The organism is Sporosarcina saromensis (genome assembly GCF_054901285.1).
On sequence record NZ_CM142738.1, the window covers coordinates 2,732,223 to 2,753,617 of the forward strand.

A 21,395-nucleotide genomic window follows, 5' to 3' on the forward strand; every position below is an offset into this window, starting at 1 on the left:
AGTACCTAATCATGTATTTTACGAACAAAAACCGATAGACATTGCTCCAATGCTGGAGAAAGTCGATCGGTTTTTGTTTATGCGTTTTGCCATCTTTCAACAAAGAAAGCAACTGTGTTGCGGAGATTTGGAGTTCGATGGCTTTTCTTTAATGCAAAGTAAAATGTTTTCATGAACTGGAGACTGTTAGTGCGTGCATGATAATACGAACGGTCATACCCGTCTACTCGTGTCTTTTGTTCGAGGCGATCAAAAACTTGTTCCACCCACTCGATCAGAACTTCCTCTTCATATTCGGCAGTTACCAAAGTCATTAAAACTGCGACTAATCGTTCGTCTTCATCATCAACGTACACGCGACCTTTCCAAAAACAAGAAGTGATTCCTTCCAACACAACAGGTATTAATCTCTTCTCTATATCTGGATGATCGACAATCATAGCAGCTAAGTCCGCACCATGCGCAATACTATGTGCCCAACCTTTATCCTCCACAAAACCACGTGTATCGCGTTCCTTTAGCAAGTAAGTCGCACATCTTTTGAACGCATCATTTCGCATTGGTTGTTCTAGAAATGGCTTTTGTTTGTCAATCCAAAAAAGGCCCGTCAGCCATAACGTGGAAAATGATCTTGTGAACACATCATCCGATTCTCCATCGTCAATCCCACGCATTAAATATTCATCACTGATGATCAATCGGAAGGCCTGTGCCAACTGTTCTTCACGTAGCAAGTCATACGTAATTAATTTACAAAATGCCTGGTAGATGAGTTGATCTCGTAATTCACTATCGATCGTTCCTAAATGAGTAAGCATGTATGGAAATAGCGTATCGCCATGCCTCTCCATGTAATTTTGGAGCTCCGCTTTCTCCATTTTTACGAGGTCTAGTAATTGCTGTTTCATTGTTTATCACCCAGTCCCTCTACCCTTATGCTTTAATCGTTAAATTCAGGTTCCAACCTTTTCATGAATTCTTCAACTGCGCTGTATCCTTGTTGTTTCAAATACCAATTATTTGCGGCTGCTTCGATCAAACCTGCCACATCACGCCCTGGCTGCAATTGAATTTGAATATGTGGGATTGGGACGTCCATATACGTCTTGAACTTCGTGTCCAATTCCAACTCGTTGTTCAATGCGTTATCTTGCCATTCAGTCAGTTCAATATCGAGTGCGATTCTACTTTCCTCTTGAAACGCCGCCCTTCCGTATAACCGGACAACATTCAGTAGGCCGATGCTTCGAAGCGCTAAAAATTCCTTATTTTTTTCATCATGCGTACCGAGAAGCGTTTGAGGGCTCAGTTTTTTTAACACAACAATATCATCTGCAATGAGTCTGTGTCCCCTACCGATTAACGTATGTGCCGTTTCACTTTTACCTACACCCGATTTCCCACGCAAAAGAATACCAATGCCCGAGACATTGACACACACACCGTGGACGGCAATTTCCGGCGCCATCTCTTTTGTGACAAATGCATCCAATTTCGCACTCATTTCACTTGTTGAGTCAGGGGTGCGCAATACTGGGATATGTTCTTCCATACAATATTGTCTTAACCCGAGAGGCTCTTCCTGGTTAGATGTGATGACAATACAAGGCGGATCGTATTGTACGATATTCGCTATTCGCAATTTGCATTCTTCATCAGTCAGTGTATGTAAGTAATTGATTTCGTTTTTGCCAAGAATTTGAACGTGTTCCGTTGCAATGAAATCGAATTTGTCCATGAATTCCAAGCCGGGTCTACGCACTTTTGTCTTTTTTAATTGGCGATGTAATTCGTGATGTCCGACCAACACTTCCATTTTAAATCGCTTGACGATGTTTTCTATTGTAACAACCTTCACTCGCTTCGACCTCCTGCTAATTAACCGCGAATTGCTTCGTCCTAGTATAACATGGAAACCGACAGCACGAATTGGAATAAGATTCGTCTCTTTTACCTTGCTGCCATAGTCTCTTTGCACGTCAATTTTCAAAGAGAACAATCCATTATTAGAGGTCTATAGATACGCTATACATCCACAATCCACCCCTTCAAGCAACATAAAAGATAGCTGTATTTACTTCATAAAACACAAAAAGCAAGTAGCTAATCAATCAACACTAATTAGCCGGATTTTCATTTAATCCACTTATGATTCAAAAAAACAAGTAACGCTATTTCTTCATAAAGTACTTTCTTCCTAGCTTCTCCACAAGCGTAGGGGCAAGTCCGTACAGTTTACTCGTAAAGCCCATAATTCCCGGTAGGTTCACGTCCCTTTTTGGAGTTGAAATCGTCTCTTGAATACAATCTGCCACTTTATCGATCGTCAATAAATGTTTACCAAGGGAAGCCCGATAAGTGCCCGTCGTGTCTGCCCGATCTATGAATGGCGTATCAATCGGGCCCGGGTTTACAACGGATACTTGTATATTGAATGCTGCAACTTCCATTCGTAGAGCATTCGTATAGCCGAGTAAAGCATGTTTGGAAGCTGCGTAAACAGAGGCTTTTGGCGTTGCGACTTTTCCAGCTTGAGAACCGATATAAATGAGATGCCCACTGCGTCGTTCCATCATTGCAGGCAACACGCGTTTCGTCAGTGCAATAGGGGCAAGGACATTCGTTTCCATCATGTCTCTACTCACATCGTCCGGTAATAGATGCGCTGCTTGAAACAAGCCCACACCTGCACAAAATAGAACGATTTGTGGAGAGGGACAATTGTTGACTAGCCGGTCCATGTCCGCTGGATTTGTCAGATCGGCTCCGATTGCGACTGCTCCTAATTTGGTAAGAGCCGCCAACTTCTCAATCGATCTACCCGTAACGAATACCTCGAAATTCTCCTTTTCGTTTAGCAACCGTTGCGCAACAGCATACCCAACACCACTCGTTGCACCTGTAATTAACACTGTCTTACGCTTGTTCATAATGCAAAATGCCTTCTTCGTTCCTAGTTTGTCGAATGAACCCCTCTGCGAGCAAATAGTCTGTCTGACCAATTGTCTCGGATAATGTAAGTCCTAATTCTTTTTCATACACTGTTGGGAACAATTCCTGCGTCAATTGGAAAATTGATTTCGGTCGATCAGCTAGCATTCCGTGTACTTTCATCGCACGTTCATGTTGTTGGGTCAATCTTCTCTCAATGAGCGGGTGAACGTCTTTTACTTCATTGCCATGACCACTGTAAATGAGTGAGACAGGTATATCGAGAAGTCTTTTTAACGAATCGTTATATTGCAGTAAAGATTTTGGTCGATTATCCTGTTGGTTGTACGGTGGTTCAACAAGTGGATTGGAGGACACTTTTTCAAGTACTAAATCTCCGCCGATCATTTCACCCGTCTTTTCATTGAATAAAACAAGGTGACTTTGAGCATGGCCTAATGTTTCCATTATTGACCAGCCAGGATGACCGCTCCACTCCTCCCCTTCGCCCACTTCCCTGTCCAGCGTTCGTTCACCCATTAGCTTTATCGGTCGTTTCATCTTTTCAACCCAATGAAAATACGTTTCAGGAACCCCTTCTTCTTTTAGACGGTCAAGGTAAAACTGATCGTGAAAAGCCATAAAAGCTGGATCCCTTTTTAACCAGATGTCTGTGTAAGGATGACCGAGGATTTCAGCACGATCAAATGCATCCATCCAACCTGCATGATCTGGATGATGGTGCGTAAGAAATACTTGTTCAATGTCCTTGAATGAATAGCCGAGTTCTTTTAGCCCCCGTTTTAAGGCTTCATAGGCTTCAGGCGTTTTTGGTCCTGCGTCAACAAGGGATAATGCATCCCCTTTAACGACGTATGCATTAACATCCCCTACCGCAAACGGCGTGGGAATCGTAAGTTTATGGATCATATGATTACTCCTTTAAAACAATTTTTAACTAAGTTTATGAATCATCATTCATTCTATTGTACCGTTTTTTGGCATGAACGTCACTTTTTCATTCTCTTTTCTTGAAACCTTTGGGACTTTCATACGTATGCTATACTACTTGTAAAGAGGAAGAGGGGGATGACAATGGGTATTTTCAATTTTTTTAAAAGCCAATTCATTGAAGTCATTGAATGGACAGACCAAAATACGGATACAATGGTGTACCGTTTTCCGGTACAAAATAATGAAATAAAAATGGGTGCGAGCTTAATTGTACGAGAATCTCAAGTAGCCATTTTCGTCAATGAAGGTGAAATTGCAGATGTATTTTTACCGGGCAATCATCTTTTATATACGCAAAACTTACCCGTCCTAACGAAACTAAAATCATGGAAAACGGGTTTTAACTCGCCATTTAAAGCGGAAGTCTATTTTGTTAACACGAAACAATTCATTAATCAAAAATGGGGAACGTCGAACCCGATTATGATGCGTGATGCTGAATTCGGCATGATTCGTTTACGTGGGTACGGCATTTATTCTTATCGAGTAGCAGATCCCGTTGTATTTTTGAAAGAGTTGTTTGGTACAAATGGATCGTTTGATACGAAGAGTGTAGAAGAGCATTTGAAGAAAATGATTCTTTCCGGTTTGACGGATTTATTTGCAGAATCCAGAATTCCCGCTCTCGACCTTGCGATGTATTACGACGAATTAAGCACACAAGGGAAACAGAAGATGGAAGAACGGTTCGCTGCGTTCGGATTTGAGATTACTTCACTGTATATTGAGAACTTGTCGTTACCTAAAGAAGTTGAACAAGCGATGGATAAACGCACTTCCATGGGTGTTTTAGGAAACATGCAAACGTATACACAATTCCAAGCCGCAGAAGCGATTCGAGAAGCTGCGCGCAATGAAGGCGGAGGAATGGCGGCAACTGGCGCAGGTATTGGAGCCGGAGCAGCGATTGGTAATGCGATGGCAAGTGCATTCAATTCGAACAATGCCCAGCCAGCACCAGTGGCCAAAGAAGAAACCAAGCAGTCTTGTCCACATTGCCAATCATCCATCAGGGCATCCGCTAAATTTTGTCCAGATTGTGGGCAAGCCGTTCAACAATTGAAAGTGCCATGCATTAATTGTAAAACATTGATCAAAGAAGGGTCGAAGTTTTGCGGAGAGTGCGGGACCCAACAAGTAACGGAGAAACAATGCACAGCTTGTGGAGCTGTGAACAACGTTTCTGCAAAATTTTGTGGCGAATGTGGCGAAGGGCTTTCGGGCCAATCGTAATGAGGTGAAGCGATGACGAACATTGAGAAGGATTCAACTGAAAATGGATTCGTTGAAAAAACAGAAGTGAATCAGTGTGCATCTTGTGGCGGTAATGCCTTGTATGATCCGGCGACAAGAGGATTGAAATGCCCATTTTGCGGTACTGAAACAACGATAGAAACGACACAACATAATACGACTGAACATGACTTTCTTGAAGCACTTGAAGGCTCGTCTCATAGTTGGACCGAAGAGAAGCGTGTATTCAAATGTGAGAATTGTGGCGCGGAAACGGTATTGGATAAAGATAAAATTGCTGATTTTTGTGCCTTCTGTGGTTCTTCGCATATTGCTGTAACCAATCATGATGCGGGCATTCAACCGGCACTACTCATTCCCTTCCATGTGGCAAAAGAAGATGCTGTTCAAAAGTTCAAATTGTGGATTCGTAAACGATACTTTGCCCCCAATAAACTAAAACATGATTACGAGTTGCAAAAAATTAGTGGAGCGTATATCCCCTACTGGACATTTGACGCTCAAACTCACTCTGCTTATATTGTCAAAATCGGAACGTATTATTATGTAACCGAAACGAGAACAGTCCATCGAGATGGAAAAACCGAACAAGTAACGGAGCAAGTTCGTAAAATTAGATGGCGTACACAAAGTGGTACGTACCAAAAATTTTATGATGATGTCCTCGTTAAAGCTTCTAAAAATGTCGCATCCACTTTAATTGACAAAGTTGAGCCCTTCCAATTAAATCATTTAGTCGACTATCGGATGGAGTATTTATCGGGTTTCTTGGCTGAACGCTATTCCATTCCGTTGAAAGACGGTTGGGAAGATGCGAAGGATATAATTGATAACCGTATACGTAATGGAATCTTCCAGAAAGAGATTGGAGATGAAGTGCGTATCGTGAGCGTCGATACGAATTACGATGCCATCACTTTCAAGCATTTATTACTCCCGATTTGGGTATCCTCTTTCCAATTCAACAACAAAGTATATCGGTTTCTCGTCAATGGACAAACAGGGAAAGTAAGCGGACAAGCACCCATAAGCATTTGGAAAGTATCGATTCTAACCGCCATCATTCTTTTCATTATCGGCATCATTTATCTTTTTCAAGAAGGCTTTTGACGATTGACAAGTTGTCGAACAAGTGCAATAATCGTTAGTAATCAAAAAAGAGCGTTGAGGAAGACGAGTATGGATAGTGAAGGAAATCAGGAAGTGCGGTCATCGACTGAAAGCCGCATATCCCTCTCCTATCTTGAACCTACTTCTGAGCTGCTATGAAAACATAGCCGGTTGCTTTCACGTTATGAAAGATTCAAGTTGTGCTGACAACGATCAGCAAATTTAGGTGGTACCGCGGAAACATGCGTTTTCGTCCTGATGATTCAGGATGAGAACGCATTTTTTTATGGAGAAAGGAAGGATATAATGGGAAAAGTCGTATTTGTAGGTGCTGGATCGATGGCAGAAGCAATCATTGCAGGGATTGTTCATCAGCGTGTCATGCCTGCAATAGAAGTGTTTGTCATGAATAAATCGGATGAAGAACGATTAATACATTTACAACAAACATATGGAGTATCGATCGTTCGTGCAGATCGACGTGAATTGGCACAAGCAGAGTTAGTCATCTTGGCAACGAAACCAAAGGACGTCCAACAAGCGATGCAAGATATCTCGCACTTATTGCAGGATAACACTGCAGTTTTATCTGTCATCGCAGGGGTGTCTATCTCGACAATTGAAAAAGGTGTGGGCAATCGAGCAATTGCACGGTCCATGCCGAATACTTCGGCAACAATCGGTCTGTCTGCTACAGGAATTGCGTATAATTCTTCAGTTTCGCTGGATATGAAACAGCGAATCACAAATTTATTATCCGCCATCGGCATTGTTGAAGAGGTAGAAGAAGATGCTTTACATCTCGTTACAGCCCTCTCAGGTAGTGGACCTGCATACGTGTATTACATGGCTGAGGCACTTGAGGAAGCAGCGTTAACGAAGGGCCTGTCAAAAGAAATTGCGCGTGAATTAATTATCCAAACATTGCTCGGTGCAGCTACGATGTTAAAAGAAACACAAAATGAGCCATGCGAACTGCGACGTAATGTGACGAGTCCAGGGGGTACAACCGAAGCGGGCGTCAATACATTGGCGGCTCAACGATTTAAAGAAAGCATTGCAGCTTGTATTGACAGTGCTGAAAATCGCTCACGTGAACTTGGCGCACTGACCGATACGATTTCAAATTGATGGTAAACGTTTTAGCTAACGAATACACGCTCTTTTGTTATAATTTGCATATATGAAGGAGGTCATATTATGGCAATGCTTTTTTCTCCGTTAACAATTCGCGGAGTGGAATTCAAAAATCGAATTGTAATGGCACCGATGTGTATGTATTCAAGTGAGCAGAAGGATGGTCAAGTGGAAGATTGGCACAAAATCCACTATGCTTCAAGAGCAGTCGGGCAAGTCGGCCTCATTCTTGTTGAGGCAACAGCTGTACAGCCGGAGGGACGGATTTCAGATAAAGATCTCGGGATTTGGTCAGACGATCATATTGATGGCTTGTCAGAGGTTGTCCGTCTGATGCAACAACACGGTGCAAAAGCTGGTATTCAACTTGCACATGCCGGAAGGAAATCGACTGTGGAGGGTACGATTCATGCGCCAAGTGCCCTACGGTTCAATGAACAATATAAGACACCTGTCGAAATGACGATTAGTGCTATTCAAACAACTGTACATGCGTTTAAAGAGGCAGCGATCCGCTCCAAAAAAGCAGGTTTCGATGTCATCGAGTTGCACGGTGCCCACGGGTATTTAATTAATGAGTTCTTATCGCCGTTAACGAATAAACGGGACGACCAATACGGCGGTTCTTCTGAAAACAGATATCGGTTTTTACGAGAAATTATTGATGCCGTTCGTTCTGTTTGGGATGGTCCCCTCTTCGTCCGGATTTCAGCAGAAGACTATGCTGAGAATGGAATGGACACTTCCCAATACGTCGAAATGGCACGTTGGATGAAAAGTCAAGGTGTGGATTTAATTGACGTCAGTTCGGGTGGTGTCGTGCCGGCCAAGATTGACACATATCCGGGTTACCAAGTGAACTTTGCAGAGCAGTTAAAGAAAGAAGCGCAAATTCCGACAGGCGCTGTTGGCTTACTAACGTCCGGTTTGCAGGCCGAAGAACTACTTAAAAACGGTCGTGCAGATGTCGTCTTACTCGCACGTGAGCTGCTTCGTAACCCGTATTGGGCGTATTCAGCAGCGAAAGAATTAGGGTACAACATTGAAGCGCCCACACAATATGACCGTGGATGGATTTAATCCCTTATGAAAAGAAGCTGTCGCAGTCGATTCGACATTGCGACAGCTTCATTTTGATTCAAGAAAACCATTTTTCCATTCATAATGCGAAAAGTCTTCAGCTATCAGCAATTCAGGGAAAATTGCTTGACCTTGCTCCTTCAACTTCGCTAAATCACTTGGCATGAAACGAGCACTGATGTGATTGGCAATTAACACATCAACATTTGCTTCTTTTGCTGTTTGCGCCGCATGCCCAATCGTTGAATGCCCGTACTCCTTCGCCAAATCTCCCGTTTCCATATCAAATGTCGCCTCATGCACAAGAATGTTAGCATCTTGTGCCAATTCCTTCGCCGCAGAACAAATTCGAGTATCCCCTAAAATGGCAACCGTGAATCCTTTTAGCGCTTCTCCAGTCACATCTTTACTGTAGACGATTGTGCCATCGTCTAAACGGACGTTCTCTCCCTCTTTCAAACGTTTTAATAATGGACCTTTCGGAACACCTGCTTCAAACGCTTTTTCAATAAATAATTTGCCAGGAAGCGGTTTTTGCTCAATCCGGAACCCAAAACATTGAATGACGTGTTGCAACTCTTTAGTCGTTACTGTAAAATGCTCATTTTCAAATAAAACACCACCTTCTTGCACCTCAATGATGTCAAGAGGATAGGTCAAATGCGTCCTTGTAATGTGCATTGTTACTTCAATCCATTGCTTAATACCGACAGGCCCATAAATCGTCAATTTTTCTTCTCCACCTAGAAAAGACCGGGAACCTAAAAATCCAGGTAAACCGAATAGATGATCACCATGAAGATGTGTGATAAAGATCTTATTGATTTTCCTTGGCTTAATAGACGTTCTCAGTAGTTGGTGTTGTGTCGCTTCCCCACAGTCGAACATCCAATAGCCTTCTTTTTCTGCTGATAAATTCAACACAACAGAAGATGTATTTCGTTGTTTGGAAGGCATTCCTGCACCTGTCCCTAAAAAAATCAATTCCATTTGATTGCCTACCTTTCTCGAAAACCTCTCTTGACAGCATTTGGACCAAACTTCTTCTCTAAACGGGAAACAAGTTGCTCCATCTGATCCTCTTTTGCATAGTGCTCAAAACTGTCAATGGATAATTGCACATTTAATTCACTCATTGGGATAACGTTTGAAACGGTGATTCCCAACAAACGAATCGGATCTCCTTCCCAATGCCGCTGAAACAGATCTTTCGCTTCCTCATAAATAGCGTGTTCCTTATAGATTGGATTCATGACTGTCCGGCTTCTCGACTGGTTCATCCAGTCAGACGTCCGCATTTGAATCATAATGACTTGGCCGGCCAATTGCTGTTTTTCCAATCGTTTCGCCACTTTGGCTGCCAGACGAGCTAATACTGCCAAACAAGGTTGCAATTCAGTTTCATCAATCGGCAATGTAGTGGAACTGCCAACACTTTTTCGTTCTGCTGCGGCTTCTGGATCCACAGGTCGATTATCAATCCCATTCGCCCTTTCGCGAAGACGCTGACCATTCTTCCCGAGTTTCACCTTAATGAGATGTTCATCCACCGTCGCCAATTGACCAATTGTTGTAATGCCAATCTCTTTTAGTCTTTGCTCCGTACTCTCCCCTACACCATGCATCTCGATAACTGGCCAAGGCCATAACACATCTTGGATTTGCCTTTTTCGTAAGACGGTTATTCCCATCGGTTTTTTCATATCTGATGCCGTCTTAGCGAGAAACTTATTTGGCGCAATTCCGATAGAACAAGGCAAGTCCAATTCCCGTAAGATTCGCTGTTGCATTTGCATTGCAATGTTCATCGCATCCGTTAACCCGCCGATCTCCGTAATGTCAATATACGCTTCGTCGATCGACACGGGCTCCACAAGATCGGTATACGTCCGAAGTATGGCAAACACTGCATTCGAAGCGACCCGGTATTTTTCATGATCGGGTGGCACGATTACAAGTTCAGGACAAATGCGCTTTGCTTCGCCAACAGACATTGTCGTATAGATGCCTAATGCTCGTGCTTCATACGAACACGTAACAAGAATGCCACGCCTCTCTTTCGGATTGCCAGCAACAGCCATTGGTATCCCTTTCAACTTTGGGTCGTGCGCTTGTTCGACTGAAGCAAAAAAGCTATTCATATCTAGATGTAAAATAACACGTGCCTTTGAATGCGTGAAGTTTGGCATGGACTCCACCTCCATTTGTAGAAGAAAAACCGGATGAAAACCACCCGGTCAATTCGTTACATTTCTTTAGATTTTTGTGCCTCGACATAGTCACCAATTGCATCTATTCCTGCTAATGTGCGTGACAAAATATGTGGATCGACAATCGTAATGACGCGATCTTCCAAATTTGCAACTGTCGTAAAGTATGGAGTGCGTGAGTAAGCCATAAGGCCTGAAGAGGTCAATCGATCGCCTGGGATGTCTAGTATTTCTTTGGCATCGAGGACTAACAACCCCATGACAATGTCTTCAGTCTCAACGACGACGACTCGCGCCTGTTCATCATTTTTCGCCGAGTTGCCATACAGAATCTGTTGAAAGTCAAGAACTGGTACTAACTCTCCTCGGTTTTTCATTAAACCAAGCATGTATTCCGGTAAATGAGGAATTGGATTTACGTGCTCCAATTTCTCAATTGAAATGACTGTCTCCACAGGCAATGCATATTCTTCCTGCCCGCATTGGATAATAACCGCTTTAAAATCGTTCATCATGAAGCCCCTTTCGTCGCAACAACCCGAACAATCTCAAGCAAAAGTTCGGTCAACTTATTCAATTCTTCTCTTGGCATCCGTTCGTTCTTCGTATGAATCTCTTCATAACCAACAGACAATGTCACCGTTGGAACGCCAGCGCCGTTAAATACATTACCGTCACTGCCACCGCCACTTGTCATTAATTTTGGCGTCCTTCCAATATTGCTAATTGCATGCATTGCCGTCTGGACGACTTCATCTTCTTCACTAAAACTGAAACCAGGGTACATCAATTGAAGATCCGTTTCTGCGTGTCCACCCATTGCAGCTGCAGTCTTCTCAAATGTTTCCATCATATGTGCAGTCTGTTTGTTCAATTTTGTCTCATTAATTGAACGCGCTTCTGCGAGAATTTTCACTTCATCACAGACGATATTCGTCGCTTGCCCACCTTCGAATCTGCCTATGTTCGCTGTAGTCTCACTGTCAATTCGACCTAATGACATCGCTGCGACGGACTTGGCAGCAATCGTAATTGCTGAAACGCCTTTTTCGGGCGCGACACCCGCATGAGCAGTCTTGCCATGAATGGTCGTCCAAAGTTTAGCTTGATAAGGAGCGGCCGTCACAATCCCTCCAACTTTCCCATCGCTGTCCACTGCATAGCCATACTTCGCTTTCAATAATGATGCATCCATGGCTTTTGCACCGACGAGACCACTTTCTTCGCCTGCCGTAATAATGAATTGGATATCGCCATGCGGCATGCCGCTTTCTTTCAGGACTTTTGCCATTTCGAACAACGCAGCGATACCGGCTTTATCATCTGCCCCTAGAATTGTTGTGCCGTCCGAGTAAATATACCCGTCTTCACGTAACTCAGGCTTGATGCCTTTCCCAGGGACGACTGTATCCATATGACAAGTGAAGTAGATTGGATCTGCCTCCTCAACAGTACCTTTCAACGTTGCAATAAGGTTCCCTGCACCATGTCCTGTCACTTCTTTCGTTTCGTCTTCAATCACATCGAATCCGAGTGCTTCCATTTTCTCTTTTAAGATTGTCACAATTGTTCCTTCGTGTTTCGTCTCTGAATCAATTTGAACGAGTTCAAAAAATTCATCGAGTAGTCGTTGTTCATTCAAACCCTATCACTCCTTGCCTTCAAATTTTTATAACGGGATATTTCCATGTTTCTTTTTCGGTCGAGTCTCTTGTTTGTTGCGCATCATCTCCAATGCTTGCAGAAGTTTAATGCGCGTCTCACGTGGATCAATGACATCATCAACCATCCCGTGTGATGCCGCAACATATGGATTCGCAAACTTCGTCCGGTATTCTTCAATTTTTTCGTTTCGTGTCTGTTCAGGCGTATCACTATTTGCTATTTCTTTTGCAAATATGATATTCGCAGCCCCTTCTGCGCCCATCACCGCGATTTCAGCATTTGGCCATGCATACACAAGGTCTGCCCCGATCGCTTTGGAATTCAACGCGACATACGCACCCCCAAAAGCTTTGCGCAAAATGACTGTAATTTTCGGCACTGTCGCTTCAGAATAAGCATACAAGATTTTTGCACCGTGACGAATGATTCCGCCATGTTCCTGCTTCACGCCCGGGAAGAAACCTGTCACGTCTTCAAATGTAATAATCGGTATGTTGAACGAGTCACACGTTCGTATGAAACGAGCAATTTTGTCAGATGAATTAATATCGAGACCACCCGCCATCACTTTCGGTTGGTTACAAATTAATCCGACCGCTTCACCTTTCATGCGCGCAAAGCCGACAACCGCATTTTTTGCAAATTCTGCCTGTACTTCCATGAATGAATGGGCATCCACGACTTGATCAATCACTTTACGGACATCGTATGGACGAATCGTTTCAAATGGCACCACATCCGCTAAATCCTTGCGATAGTCCTCTTCATCTTCTATCGGCAAAATCGGTGTCTTTTCTTCATTGTTTTGTGGTAGATAAGACAGCAACTTTCGAACTTGAGCTAGAACCGTCTTCTCATCTTTTCCTCGGAAATGTGCATTTCCACTAATTTGATTATGTACTTTCGATCCACCTAAATCTTCTGAAGTAATCTTCTCCCCTGTAACCGTCTCAATAACTTTTGGACCCGTAATGAACATTTGGCTTGTCTCGTCCGTCATGAAAACAAAATCTGTAATCGCAGGGGAATACACTGCACCGCCAGCGCAAGGGCCTAAAATAACGGAAATTTGAGGAATGACACCTGAATAGATCGCATTCCGATAAAAGATTTCTCCATAACCATCCAATGACACGACACCTTCTTGGATACGTGCGCCTCCTGAATCATTTAAACCGATAAACGGTGCACCATTTTTAGCTGCTAAATCCATGACGTTCGCAATTTTCATCGCATGCATCTCCCCTAATGCACCACCGAAAACCGTAAAATCTTGTGAAAACAGATAAATTGGACGGCCATCGATCTTGCCATAGCCCGTAACAACGCCATCGCCTGGCCCCACTTGCTTGTCCATTCCGAAATCGCGTGTGCGATGGATAACAAATGGATTTAACTCGACAAATGTGCCTGCATCCACCAATAACTCAATGCGTTCACGAGCGGTCAATTTTCCTTTTTCGTGTTGCTTTTCAATCCGCTCATCGCCGCCCCCTAATTCAATCTCTCGTTTTTTATCATATAACTCATTAATTTTGTCGTATATATCCATTCTTATTTCTCCCCCTTGTCGCATAGTTCATATAAGACACCAAAAGATGCTTTAGGATGCATAAACGCCACAGCTGCTCCACCAGCACCTTGTTTTGGCTGATCTTGCAGTAGTTGAACACCTTTCGCTTTTAACTCTTCCATTCTCTCCTGGATAGAAGTGACGCCAAACGCGATGTGGTGCATGCCTTCCCCACGTTTTTCAATGAATTTTGCAACTGCCCCTTCTTCTCCTATTGGCTCCAATAGCTCAAGTTTAATGTTTCCCGCATCAAGAAATGCGACCGTAACATTTTGACTTGGAACTTCTTCGATTCCTAGTAATGGCAACTGTAAAACTTCCGTATAGTAGGGTAATGCAAGTTGCAAATCCTTTACCGCAATGCCGATATGATCTACCTTTTTCATTCATACGCCCCCTTTTTTCTATTGTAACGTTTTCTAAACCAATGTGCTACATCTTGAGAATTTCAGTAAATCTGTTAAAATGGAACTATCTATAAGCGTAAGGAGATTTGCCAAATGAGCAATAAAAAATTCCAAAAGGTTGTCGTCTACTTAATGGTTGCTGCCATGGTCGCTTCAAGTGTTATGATCGGATTAAGTATGATTCTTTAATAAAAGGACTGTCCTAAAGAGTGCGAAAGCAAACTTTACAGGACAGTCTTTTTCTATAGCGAGGATGTGCCCGTTCTTTTTGGTGTTATCACCGATTCTTGAGCGGTTATCACCGGTTCGGGAAGGTTTATCACCGGTTTGACCGACTTTATCACCGATTCTCTGCATGTTATCACCGATTCACACGACTTTATCACCGTCTCACCAAGTTAATATCGGTTATGAGACAACACGTGCTCGCCCCCTCTTTCATTCACAATAAAAAGCAGATGAAGAAAAACAATCCGTTTTTCTCCATCTGCTTTTATAAAAAATTACTCAACTTAAATCTCTTCACAATGTTCTTCAAAGTGGCCTTGCAAGTTTACGACGACCGACATTGGATCATGGCCTTCGATTTCATAACGACCTACTTCAGCTACCAACTTCCCATCTTTCATCAATGCAAATGATGGAGAAGACGGCAGGTGATCTTCACCGAAAAGCATACGTGCATAAGCTGTTGCTTCTTTATCTTGTCCCGCAAATACTGTCACGAGGTGATCCGGGCGTTTATCATAATGGATGGCATGTGCTGCAGCTGGGCGAGCAATGCCTCCTGCACAGCCACATACAGAGTTAATCATAACAAGCGTCGTTCCCGGGCGATTAAATGCTGCTTCCACTTCTTCCGGTGTCGTCAATTGTTCGTAGCCGCTTGCTTCCATTTCAGAGCGTGCTTGTTTCGTTATATCTTCCATGTAGAAGTTAAAATCCATTGTCATTTCTTTGTCCCCTTTCTATATGCTTTCATCATAGCAGGAGAATCGGGTACTTGCAAAAAAGTATGTCTGCCAATAAGCGTTCAAAACCCATTGTCCGAAACTAACAGATCTACCGCGCTTGCCACTGTCAATTCTCCTACAAGCAATTCCTTTTCGAGTGTAGTGACAAGTTCTTTCTTGCCTGCCTGTGCAAAAAAATTGTCGATGAGTCGGTCCCTGATCATCGCATGGAACCAATCCTTCGTCTGCTTTTGTCTACGGAGCTGCCATTCCCCGCTTTCTTCCATCGTGGATTGAAATGAAAGGACCGTTTCCCAAAAGACATCAAGACCTGTATTATGCAACGATGATACCGGAATTGCGGTCGTTGTCCAACCGGGTGATGCCGGTTGAAGAAAATGCAAGATTTGCCGGTATTCTCGTACCGTCTTTTTGGCAAGTCTTTCATTATCCCCATCAGCTTTATGGACAACGATTGCGTCTGCCAACTCCATAATGCCTTTTTTCATCCCTTGCAATTCGTCGCCTGCACCTGTCAATACGAGCAACGCAAAGAAATCGACCATTCCGCGGACGACCGTTTCACTTTGTCCAACACCGACCGTTTCAATCAGAATGATGTCATACCCCGTAGCTTCGCACAGTAACATCGTTTCTCGCGTCTTTTTATGCACACCACCTAATGTTCCTGAAGAGGGTGAAGGGCGGATGAAAGCGTTCGGATGACGAGCAAGTGCTTCCATCCTTGTCTTGTCGCCTAAAATGCTTCCACCATTCACTGTAGAACTCGGATCGATGGCAAGCACCGCCACTTTGTAGCCCTTCTCAGCAAGCATGAGTCCAAACGTTTCAATGAACGTACTTTTACCGGCACCCGGCACCCCGGTTATACCAATGCGAATACTCGAACCGGTTTTAGGCAGCAGCTTTTTCAGTAACGCTTGCCCTGCCTTCTTGTCATCTTCATGGATACTTTCTAAGAGTGTAATCGCTTTTGATAAATGCAATCTCGATCCTTCACAAATCTTGGCATACACTTCATCCACATCAATGACACGCTTTTTCTTCGCAAACCGCTTTCGACGAGAAGAGACCATTCCGTCGTGCTGGGATTCAATGCCATTCTTCACATGTAACGCACTTTCTCGATTTGTTTCGTCTATCCGACTCACTCGATCACTTCCTCGTACCCAAGCGCACGATAAATGTCTTCAATTACCTTTTGAGCGGCGACTGGGATAACAGTTCCCGGCCCGAAAATTGCGGTCGCCCCGTTTTCTCTTAAAAAGTCGTAGTCTTGAGCAGGAATCACCCCACCTACGACGATTAGAATATCTTGACGACCGATTTTGGCCAATTCATCCCTCAAAGACGGCACAAGTGTCTTATGCCCTGCAGCAAGTGAACTTACACCGATAACGTGTACATCGTTTTCAGCCGCCTGCAAAGCTGTCTCTTCAGGGGTTTGGAACAACGGCCCGATATCTACGTCAAAGCCTAAGTCCGCGAACGATGAAGCGATGACTTTTGCGCCACGATCATGTCCGTCCTGCCCCATTTTGGCAATTAAAATCCGCGGACGGCGACCTTCATTTTCCATAAATTCTTCCGTCATCTGTTTTACTTCTTCAATTTCCTCTGCATTCGAGAAATTGGAACTGTATACGCCACTGACCGAGCGGATGACCGCTTTGTGCCTTCCACATACTTTTTCAATTGCATCCGAAATTTCTCCGATTGTCGCACGCACACGGGCTGCATCTACTGACAAGGCCAATAAATTACCCGTTCCATTCTTAGCAGCATCCGTCAAAGCAGCAAGTGCTTTCTTTACCGCTTCTTCATCACGTGAAGCCTTCATCGCATGAATCCGTTCAATCTGTTTCTGTCGGACAAGCGTATTATCGATGTCTAATATATCAATCGCTTCTTCTTTGTCGAGTCGGTATTTATTCACACCAATAATCGTTTCTGTCCGCGAATCAATTTTCGCTTGACGTTTTGCGGCTGCTTCTTCGATCTTCATTTTCGGTAAGCCCGTCTCGATCGCCTTCGCCATTCCACCAAGTTCTTCGATTTCCTCAATTAATCCCCATGCTTTTTCCATCAACTCAGCAGTCAGTTTTTCAACGTAATACGATCCTCCCCACGGATCGATCGTCTTCGTCATGTAGGTTTCTTCCTGCAAGAAGAGCTGTGTATTTCTCGCAATCCGTGCAGAGAAATCGGTCGGCAAAGCAATCGCTTCATCGAGCGCATTCGTATGCAGCGATTGTGTATGCCCCATTGCTGCGGCATTCGCTTCAATTAATGTACGCGTCACATTATTGAATGGATCTTGTTCAGTCAAACTCCAACCAGACGTTTGCGAATGTGTTCTTAATGCCAATGATTTTGGATTTTTTGGAGAGAAGCTCGCCATCATTTGCGCCCAAATTTTACGGGCTGCTCGCATTTTTGCAATTTCCATGAAATAATTCATGCCAATCGCCCAGAAAAATGAAAGACGCGGAGCAAAAGCATCAATATCAATTCCAGCTTGCAAGCCAGTCCGTACATATTCGAGTCCGTCTGCCAATGTGTACGCCAGTTCGATATCTGCCGTTGCACCTGCTTCTTGCATGTGATAACCGGAAATGGAGATAGAGTTGAATTTCGGCATATGCGCAGACGTGTATTGAAAAATATCTGCAATGATCCTCATTGACATGTCAGGCGGGAAAATATACGTGTTCCGTACCATATACTCTTTTAAAATATCATTTTGAATCGTCCCAGCTAATTTATCTGGAGAAACCCCTTGTTCTTCGGCTGCAATAATATAAAACGCCATAATCGGCAACACGGCACCGTTCATTGTCATCGATACAGACATTTGGTCAAGAGGAATGCCGTCGAATAGGATTTTCATATCTTCTACGGAGTCGATTGCAACGCCGGCTTTTCCAACATCGCCTGTCACTCGCGGATGATCCGAGTCGTATCCTCGATGTGTCGCTAAGTCAAAAGCAACCGATAGACCTTTTTGTCCCATCGCTAAGTTTCTTCGATAAAATGCGTTACTCTCTTCTGCAGTTGAGAAACCGGCATATTGCCTTACTGTCCATGGACGGGATACATACATCGTTGGGTAAGGTCCCCGTGTATTAGGTGCAATGCCAGGTAAATCTTCTAAATGTGTGAGTCCTTCTGTATCTTTCGCTGAATAAGCGGATTGAATTTCAATCTCTTCATTGCTAACAAAAGGTTGTCCTTGAATGCCTTGTTTCTGTTCAACGAGGAGAGATGCAATGTCGACTTTACTAAAATTCGGTTTCTTCATTTGTCATCCACTCCTTTCCAAGCCGCATAGATGCTTTGCAATTTAGCAATTTTGTCTTGACCTTTCAGTATAAATCCATTTAAGCCTTTTTCTTTCCATCGTTGGGCACTTGGCTCATCTACTTTCCCTGCAACGTCGACAAGGCAATTTGCCGGAATGTGTTCGAGCAGTTCGTCCATGATAGTGTGTAATTGATCATCTTGCGCACAAACGACGATGTACTCCGGTTGTTCGTGTTGCATCCATTCAATTGCTTCCTCTACACGTTGAAAAGCTGGACTCCACGTTGTTTTCACACCACCAGCAGACAAGTAACTCGTCACAAAATCTGCGCGTGGTTTAAATTCTTTCAGTAAACCGAAAGTTAGAATCACTGTCTTTGGCTGTTGGACACTAAATTGCTTTCGCATATTTTCAAATGGAATCGCCAACCGTTGAAAAGCTTCAATTCCTTCCCAGTCATGAAAGTTTGTATCCGTCAACTCGGCATAAGCATTCGTGCCAATTAATGCTTTTTTCCCTTTTGCTACTTCTCCTTGGCGTTCTTGGCAAATACCTGCCAGTCGCCTATCAATGAATTGATTGATATCTTCTTCCTGTTCCAGTTGCAAGAAAAGCGCCCATGCTTTTTCAACTAGCTCGTTCGTCAACTGTTCGATAAAGTAAGACCCCCCTGCAGGATCAATAACTTTATCAACATGCGTCTCCTCTTTTAACACTAATTGGATGTTTCGAGCGTATCGAATAGAGCTGGCATCTGGTTCTGTGAGAACCGTATGCGGGTGTGTTGTAATGATATCCGCTCCACCTAAAATAGCAGCAAAAGTTTCATTTCCAGCCCTTAGGAGATTTACATAAGGATCCAACTTCGAATACGATCGGACAGATGTAACCGCCATGACAGGAATCTCCGGCACTTCAGTCTGTTCAAATGCTGTTGAAAACGCTTTCCATAATAGGCGGAAAGCACGGAGCTTGGCGATTTCCATAAAGAAGTGCGTGTCCACGGCAAAACGGGCGAAAAATAGATTCGAAAATGCCTTAAATGAAGTTGAGTGTGTCACAAGTCGAGATGCTTCCGCCAATGCAAATGCGAGTTCTGTCACAGCGTCAGCACCTTGATGGTGAATATTCCATGTGTCTACACCAATCGTCCGTAAGTTGTCATAACCGACAGGAGCTGTCCATTCGTGGCAATCCACTATGCCACTGACGGAAGATCGCACTTCATGAGGGACACGGTCAAACGCTACTAGTACGGGATCAGATTTATCGATATTCAAGAAAATTACAGGGTAATCAGAAAAATAGGAAGACAATTCATCTAAATCCGTAGCTGTCCAATCAATTTTCAACATACCATCGTAGACGATTGCTTCATTCCCTCTCTCAAGTGAATGGCGTAATTGTTGAATGAACGTAGCACCGTCTTTTGCAATTGTTTGCTGCGCAATTGTCCATCCTGACTCACCTTTCATCTGTTGAATATGCAAAGCATTATTCGTTGGCGTTTCTCCAATATAAAGCGGTTGAAGTTCAATTCCTTCGAAAGTCTTTGTCAACAACGTCTCATAAGGTTTTCCTTTGAGTGATTGTTCAGTGAGATCTTTCCATTGTTGGAAATCTACTTTGTCAAATGAAGTATTTTTCATATGTTCGATCGACATAGCTGTTGCTCCTTTCTTCCTTTGGAGTCGTGAGATAATGCGAAACGGTGTGTCGCGTCTCACTTTTTAGCATATACCCTACCCTTTGCAATAAGTGAATGCTCTGGCGGATGAATGCTAGATAACTACCTATGTACTTCTATTACTAGTGTAACTGACATTTTCACACTTTTAAAGTCAAATTGTTAGGCAAGTCAAATAGCTGAGGTAGATTCGAGGGGTATATCATTGGTTTATTACTAGTAGTTGTAAACTAATGCATTTCTCTTAAGAAACATTCATAGGCGCAAAAAATCAATTGGAAGAACAATCTATTTCGCGGAATCAAACAAAAAAACAGTAAACAACACTTCGGTTTTATAATTGTATGATAGACTAGTAAATGTTCTACTCAATATTTTAGATAAAATCAGAGGTTTTCTATTGAAAGGAGCTATTTAGCATGGTACTGACCCGAAAAACGTTTTTCTGGAAAACATTCTTTGTTATTTTCATACCTTTTTCACTAGTTGGCATTCTATCTGAGCCCTATATAAGTAACAATCCCTTTCATTCTCTAGAGGATTATGGAGAATTTTTGTTCTTTCTATTTTTCTATCTTGTTGTCATATCAGGTATCTCGGCTCTTATCTCTTTCTTTGTATATGGTTATAAATGTAGACAAAATTAACCAACCATCTTTAAGATTAAAAGTTTCGATTTAAGAAAAGCACGTGAGGACTCGCTTTCTATTCTTACTAAAAGACATAGAAAAGTGACTATTTAATATAGATTCTTTTTCCAACTAGAATTAGAACATTTACCCTTTTGAGCATCGGTTCAAATTTAATAACTTCCTCAACCAATGAAAATTTACTTTTAAAGTGGATAATATTCTTAAAAATATCTAATTTGTTTGATTTACTAAAATAAATGGTAAAATGATATAAACATGAGCAACCATAAGGAAGGATGGATGGATGACTAATAAAATATATTTAATGATCTGGAGATTTTTTATATTTGTGGTAGCATTGTCTCTATACCTTTTCAATGTGATTGGTACAGAAGCCCTTTGGACACTAGTAATAAG

General features: G+C 42.9%; 19 protein-coding genes. 5 read left to right on the forward strand and 14 right to left on the reverse strand.

Annotated elements, in window-relative coordinates; all coding sequences use genetic code 11:
* Nucleotides 1–77: 77 nt before the first annotated feature.
* From ACVHUV_RS13880 to ACVHUV_RS13895, 4 genes are all read right to left on the reverse strand, one after another.
* Nucleotides 78–908, reverse strand: coding sequence for a DUF2785 domain-containing protein (locus ACVHUV_RS13880; RefSeq protein ID WP_462084994.1), 831 nt, complete (start codon nucleotides 906–908; stop codon nucleotides 78–80).
* Nucleotides 909–940: 32 nt separating this feature from the next.
* Nucleotides 941–1,858, reverse strand: a complete 918-nt coding sequence (hprK, locus tag ACVHUV_RS13885) for an HPr(Ser) kinase/phosphatase (RefSeq protein ID WP_317941981.1) — start codon at nucleotides 1,856–1,858, stop codon at nucleotides 941–943.
* Nucleotides 1,859–2,171: 313 nt separating this feature from the next.
* Nucleotides 2,172–2,930, reverse strand: a complete 759-nt coding sequence (locus ACVHUV_RS13890; RefSeq protein WP_462084995.1) for an SDR family NAD(P)-dependent oxidoreductase — start codon at nucleotides 2,928–2,930, stop codon at nucleotides 2,172–2,174.
* A complete protein-coding gene (locus ACVHUV_RS13895; protein ID WP_462084996.1) occupies nucleotides 2,917–3,861 on the reverse strand; it encodes an MBL fold metallo-hydrolase in 945 nt (314 codons plus the stop codon). The genes ACVHUV_RS13890 and ACVHUV_RS13895 overlap by 14 nt, the downstream gene beginning before the upstream one ends.
* A gap of 165 nt (nucleotides 3,862–4,026) precedes the next feature.
* Here ACVHUV_RS13895 and ACVHUV_RS13900 point away from each other — a divergent pair, with 165 nt between their 5' ends.
* The 4 genes from ACVHUV_RS13900 to namA all read left to right on the forward strand — a co-directional run bounded on the left by ACVHUV_RS13900 (nucleotide 4,027) and on the right by namA (nucleotide 8,526).
* Nucleotides 4,027–5,178, forward strand: a complete 1,152-nt coding sequence (locus ACVHUV_RS13900; RefSeq protein ID WP_462084997.1) for an SPFH domain-containing protein — start codon at nucleotides 4,027–4,029, stop codon at nucleotides 5,176–5,178.
* Between the two features lie 12 nt (nucleotides 5,179–5,190).
* Nucleotides 5,191–6,309 carry a TFIIB-type zinc ribbon-containing protein gene (locus ACVHUV_RS13905; RefSeq protein WP_462084998.1) on the forward strand — a complete coding sequence of 373 codons (1,119 nt, stop codon included), beginning with the start codon at nucleotides 5,191–5,193 and terminating at the stop codon, nucleotides 6,307–6,309.
* A 306-nt stretch (nucleotides 6,310–6,615) separates the two neighbouring features.
* Nucleotides 6,616–7,440, forward strand: coding sequence for a pyrroline-5-carboxylate reductase (proC, locus tag ACVHUV_RS13910; RefSeq protein ID WP_462084999.1), 825 nt, complete (start codon nucleotides 6,616–6,618; stop codon nucleotides 7,438–7,440).
* Nucleotides 7,441–7,506: 66 nt separating this feature from the next.
* The gene (namA, locus tag ACVHUV_RS13915) at nucleotides 7,507–8,526 is read left to right on the forward strand and encodes an NADPH dehydrogenase NamA (protein WP_462086917.1); all 1,020 of its coding nucleotides are present in this window, start codon (nucleotides 7,507–7,509) and stop codon (nucleotides 8,524–8,526) included.
* A gap of 48 nt (nucleotides 8,527–8,574) precedes the next feature.
* Here the strand turns inward: namA and rnz are convergent, their stop codons facing one another.
* Genes rnz through mce form a run of 6 tightly spaced genes read right to left on the reverse strand, consistent with a single transcriptional unit; the run spans nucleotide 8,575 to nucleotide 14,360 of the window.
* Nucleotides 8,575–9,516, reverse strand: a complete 942-nt coding sequence (gene rnz / locus ACVHUV_RS13920; protein WP_462085000.1) for a ribonuclease Z — start codon at nucleotides 9,514–9,516, stop codon at nucleotides 8,575–8,577.
* Nucleotides 9,517–9,524: 8 nt separating this feature from the next.
* Nucleotides 9,525–10,715, reverse strand: a complete 1,191-nt coding sequence (locus ACVHUV_RS13925; RefSeq protein WP_462085001.1) for a DNA polymerase IV — start codon at nucleotides 10,713–10,715, stop codon at nucleotides 9,525–9,527.
* A 56-nt stretch (nucleotides 10,716–10,771) separates the two neighbouring features.
* A complete protein-coding gene (locus tag ACVHUV_RS13930; protein WP_462085002.1) occupies nucleotides 10,772–11,248 on the reverse strand; it encodes a chemotaxis protein CheW in 477 nt (158 codons plus the stop codon).
* Nucleotides 11,248–12,378, reverse strand: coding sequence for a M20/M25/M40 family metallo-hydrolase (locus tag ACVHUV_RS13935; RefSeq protein ID WP_317941990.1), 1,131 nt, complete (start codon nucleotides 12,376–12,378; stop codon nucleotides 11,248–11,250). The genes ACVHUV_RS13930 and ACVHUV_RS13935 overlap by 1 nt, the downstream gene beginning before the upstream one ends.
* Before the next feature lie 27 nt (nucleotides 12,379–12,405).
* Nucleotides 12,406–13,953, reverse strand: a complete 1,548-nt coding sequence (locus ACVHUV_RS13940) for an acyl-CoA carboxylase subunit beta (RefSeq protein WP_462085003.1) — start codon at nucleotides 13,951–13,953, stop codon at nucleotides 12,406–12,408.
* A 2-nt stretch (nucleotides 13,954–13,955) separates the two neighbouring features.
* On the reverse strand, nucleotides 13,956–14,360 hold the full coding sequence (gene mce, locus ACVHUV_RS13945) for a methylmalonyl-CoA epimerase (protein ID WP_317941992.1): 405 nt from the start codon (nucleotides 14,358–14,360) through the stop codon (nucleotides 13,956–13,958).
* Nucleotides 14,361–14,474: 114 nt separating this feature from the next.
* On the opposite strand from mce, the gene prli42 reads away from it, so the two are divergent.
* Nucleotides 14,475–14,570: a stressosome-associated protein Prli42 gene (prli42, locus tag ACVHUV_RS13950; protein WP_317941993.1), complete on the forward strand. Its 96-nt coding sequence runs from the start codon at nucleotides 14,475–14,477 to the stop codon at nucleotides 14,568–14,570.
* A 323-nt stretch (nucleotides 14,571–14,893) separates the two neighbouring features.
* Here prli42 and ACVHUV_RS13955 read toward each other — a convergent pair whose 3' ends face one another.
* The 4 genes from ACVHUV_RS13955 to ACVHUV_RS13970 all read right to left on the reverse strand — a co-directional run bounded on the left by ACVHUV_RS13955 (nucleotide 14,894) and on the right by ACVHUV_RS13970 (nucleotide 20,323).
* The gene (locus ACVHUV_RS13955; RefSeq protein WP_317941994.1) at nucleotides 14,894–15,334 is read right to left on the reverse strand and encodes a BrxA/BrxB family bacilliredoxin; all 441 of its coding nucleotides are present in this window, start codon (nucleotides 15,332–15,334) and stop codon (nucleotides 14,894–14,896) included.
* An 80-nt stretch (nucleotides 15,335–15,414) separates the two neighbouring features.
* Nucleotides 15,415–16,497, reverse strand: coding sequence for a methylmalonyl Co-A mutase-associated GTPase MeaB (meaB, locus tag ACVHUV_RS13960; RefSeq protein WP_462086918.1), 1,083 nt, complete (start codon nucleotides 16,495–16,497; stop codon nucleotides 15,415–15,417).
* Nucleotides 16,498–16,502: 5 nt separating this feature from the next.
* Nucleotides 16,503–18,656 carry a methylmalonyl-CoA mutase gene (scpA, locus tag ACVHUV_RS13965; RefSeq protein ID WP_462085004.1) on the reverse strand — a complete coding sequence of 718 codons (2,154 nt, stop codon included), beginning with the start codon at nucleotides 18,654–18,656 and terminating at the stop codon, nucleotides 16,503–16,505.
* Complete coding sequence (locus tag ACVHUV_RS13970) at nucleotides 18,653–20,323, reverse strand: methylmalonyl-CoA mutase family protein (protein ID WP_462085005.1); 1,671 nt, start codon at nucleotides 20,321–20,323, stop codon at nucleotides 18,653–18,655. The genes scpA and ACVHUV_RS13970 overlap by 4 nt, the downstream gene beginning before the upstream one ends.
* Nucleotides 20,324–21,395 lie beyond the last annotated feature (1,072 nt).

What these genes read in the sequence shown, in the direction of transcription:
- ACVHUV_RS13880 (WP_462084994.1), bottom strand. Translation starts at nt 908, where the DNA reads ATGAAACAGCAATTACTAGACCTCGTAAAAATGGAGAAAGCGGAGCTC.
- ACVHUV_RS13890 (WP_462084995.1), bottom strand. Translation starts at nt 2,930, where the DNA reads ATGAACAAGCGTAAGACAGTGTTAATTACAGGTGCAACGAGTGGTGTT.
- ACVHUV_RS13895 (WP_462084996.1), bottom strand. Translation starts at nt 3,861, where the DNA reads ATGATCCATAAACTTACGATTCCCACGCCGTTTGCGGTAGGGGATGTT.
- ACVHUV_RS13900 (WP_462084997.1), top strand. Translation starts at nt 4,027, where the DNA reads ATGGGTATTTTCAATTTTTTTAAAAGCCAATTCATTGAAGTCATTGAA.
- ACVHUV_RS13905 (WP_462084998.1), top strand. Translation starts at nt 5,191, where the DNA reads ATGACGAACATTGAGAAGGATTCAACTGAAAATGGATTCGTTGAAAAA.
- proC (WP_462084999.1), top strand. Translation starts at nt 6,616, where the DNA reads ATGGGAAAAGTCGTATTTGTAGGTGCTGGATCGATGGCAGAAGCAATC.
- rnz (WP_462085000.1), bottom strand. Translation starts at nt 9,516, where the DNA reads ATGGAATTGATTTTTTTAGGGACAGGTGCAGGAATGCCTTCCAAACAA.
- ACVHUV_RS13925 (WP_462085001.1), bottom strand. Translation starts at nt 10,715, where the DNA reads ATGCCAAACTTCACGCATTCAAAGGCACGTGTTATTTTACATCTAGAT.
- ACVHUV_RS13930 (WP_462085002.1), bottom strand. Translation starts at nt 11,248, where the DNA reads ATGAACGATTTTAAAGCGGTTATTATCCAATGCGGGCAGGAAGAATAT.
- ACVHUV_RS13940 (WP_462085003.1), bottom strand. Translation starts at nt 13,953, where the DNA reads ATGGATATATACGACAAAATTAATGAGTTATATGATAAAAAACGAGAG.
- mce (WP_317941992.1), bottom strand. Translation starts at nt 14,360, where the DNA reads ATGAAAAAGGTAGATCATATCGGCATTGCGGTAAAGGATTTGCAACTT.
- prli42 (WP_317941993.1), top strand. Translation starts at nt 14,475, where the DNA reads ATGAGCAATAAAAAATTCCAAAAGGTTGTCGTCTACTTAATGGTTGCT.
- ACVHUV_RS13955 (WP_317941994.1), bottom strand. Translation starts at nt 15,334, where the DNA reads ATGACAATGGATTTTAACTTCTACATGGAAGATATAACGAAACAAGCA.
- scpA (WP_462085004.1), bottom strand. Translation starts at nt 18,656, where the DNA reads ATGAAGAAACCGAATTTTAGTAAAGTCGACATTGCATCTCTCCTCGTT.
- ACVHUV_RS13970 (WP_462085005.1), bottom strand. Translation starts at nt 20,323, where the DNA reads ATGTCGATCGAACATATGAAAAATACTTCATTTGACAAAGTAGATTTC.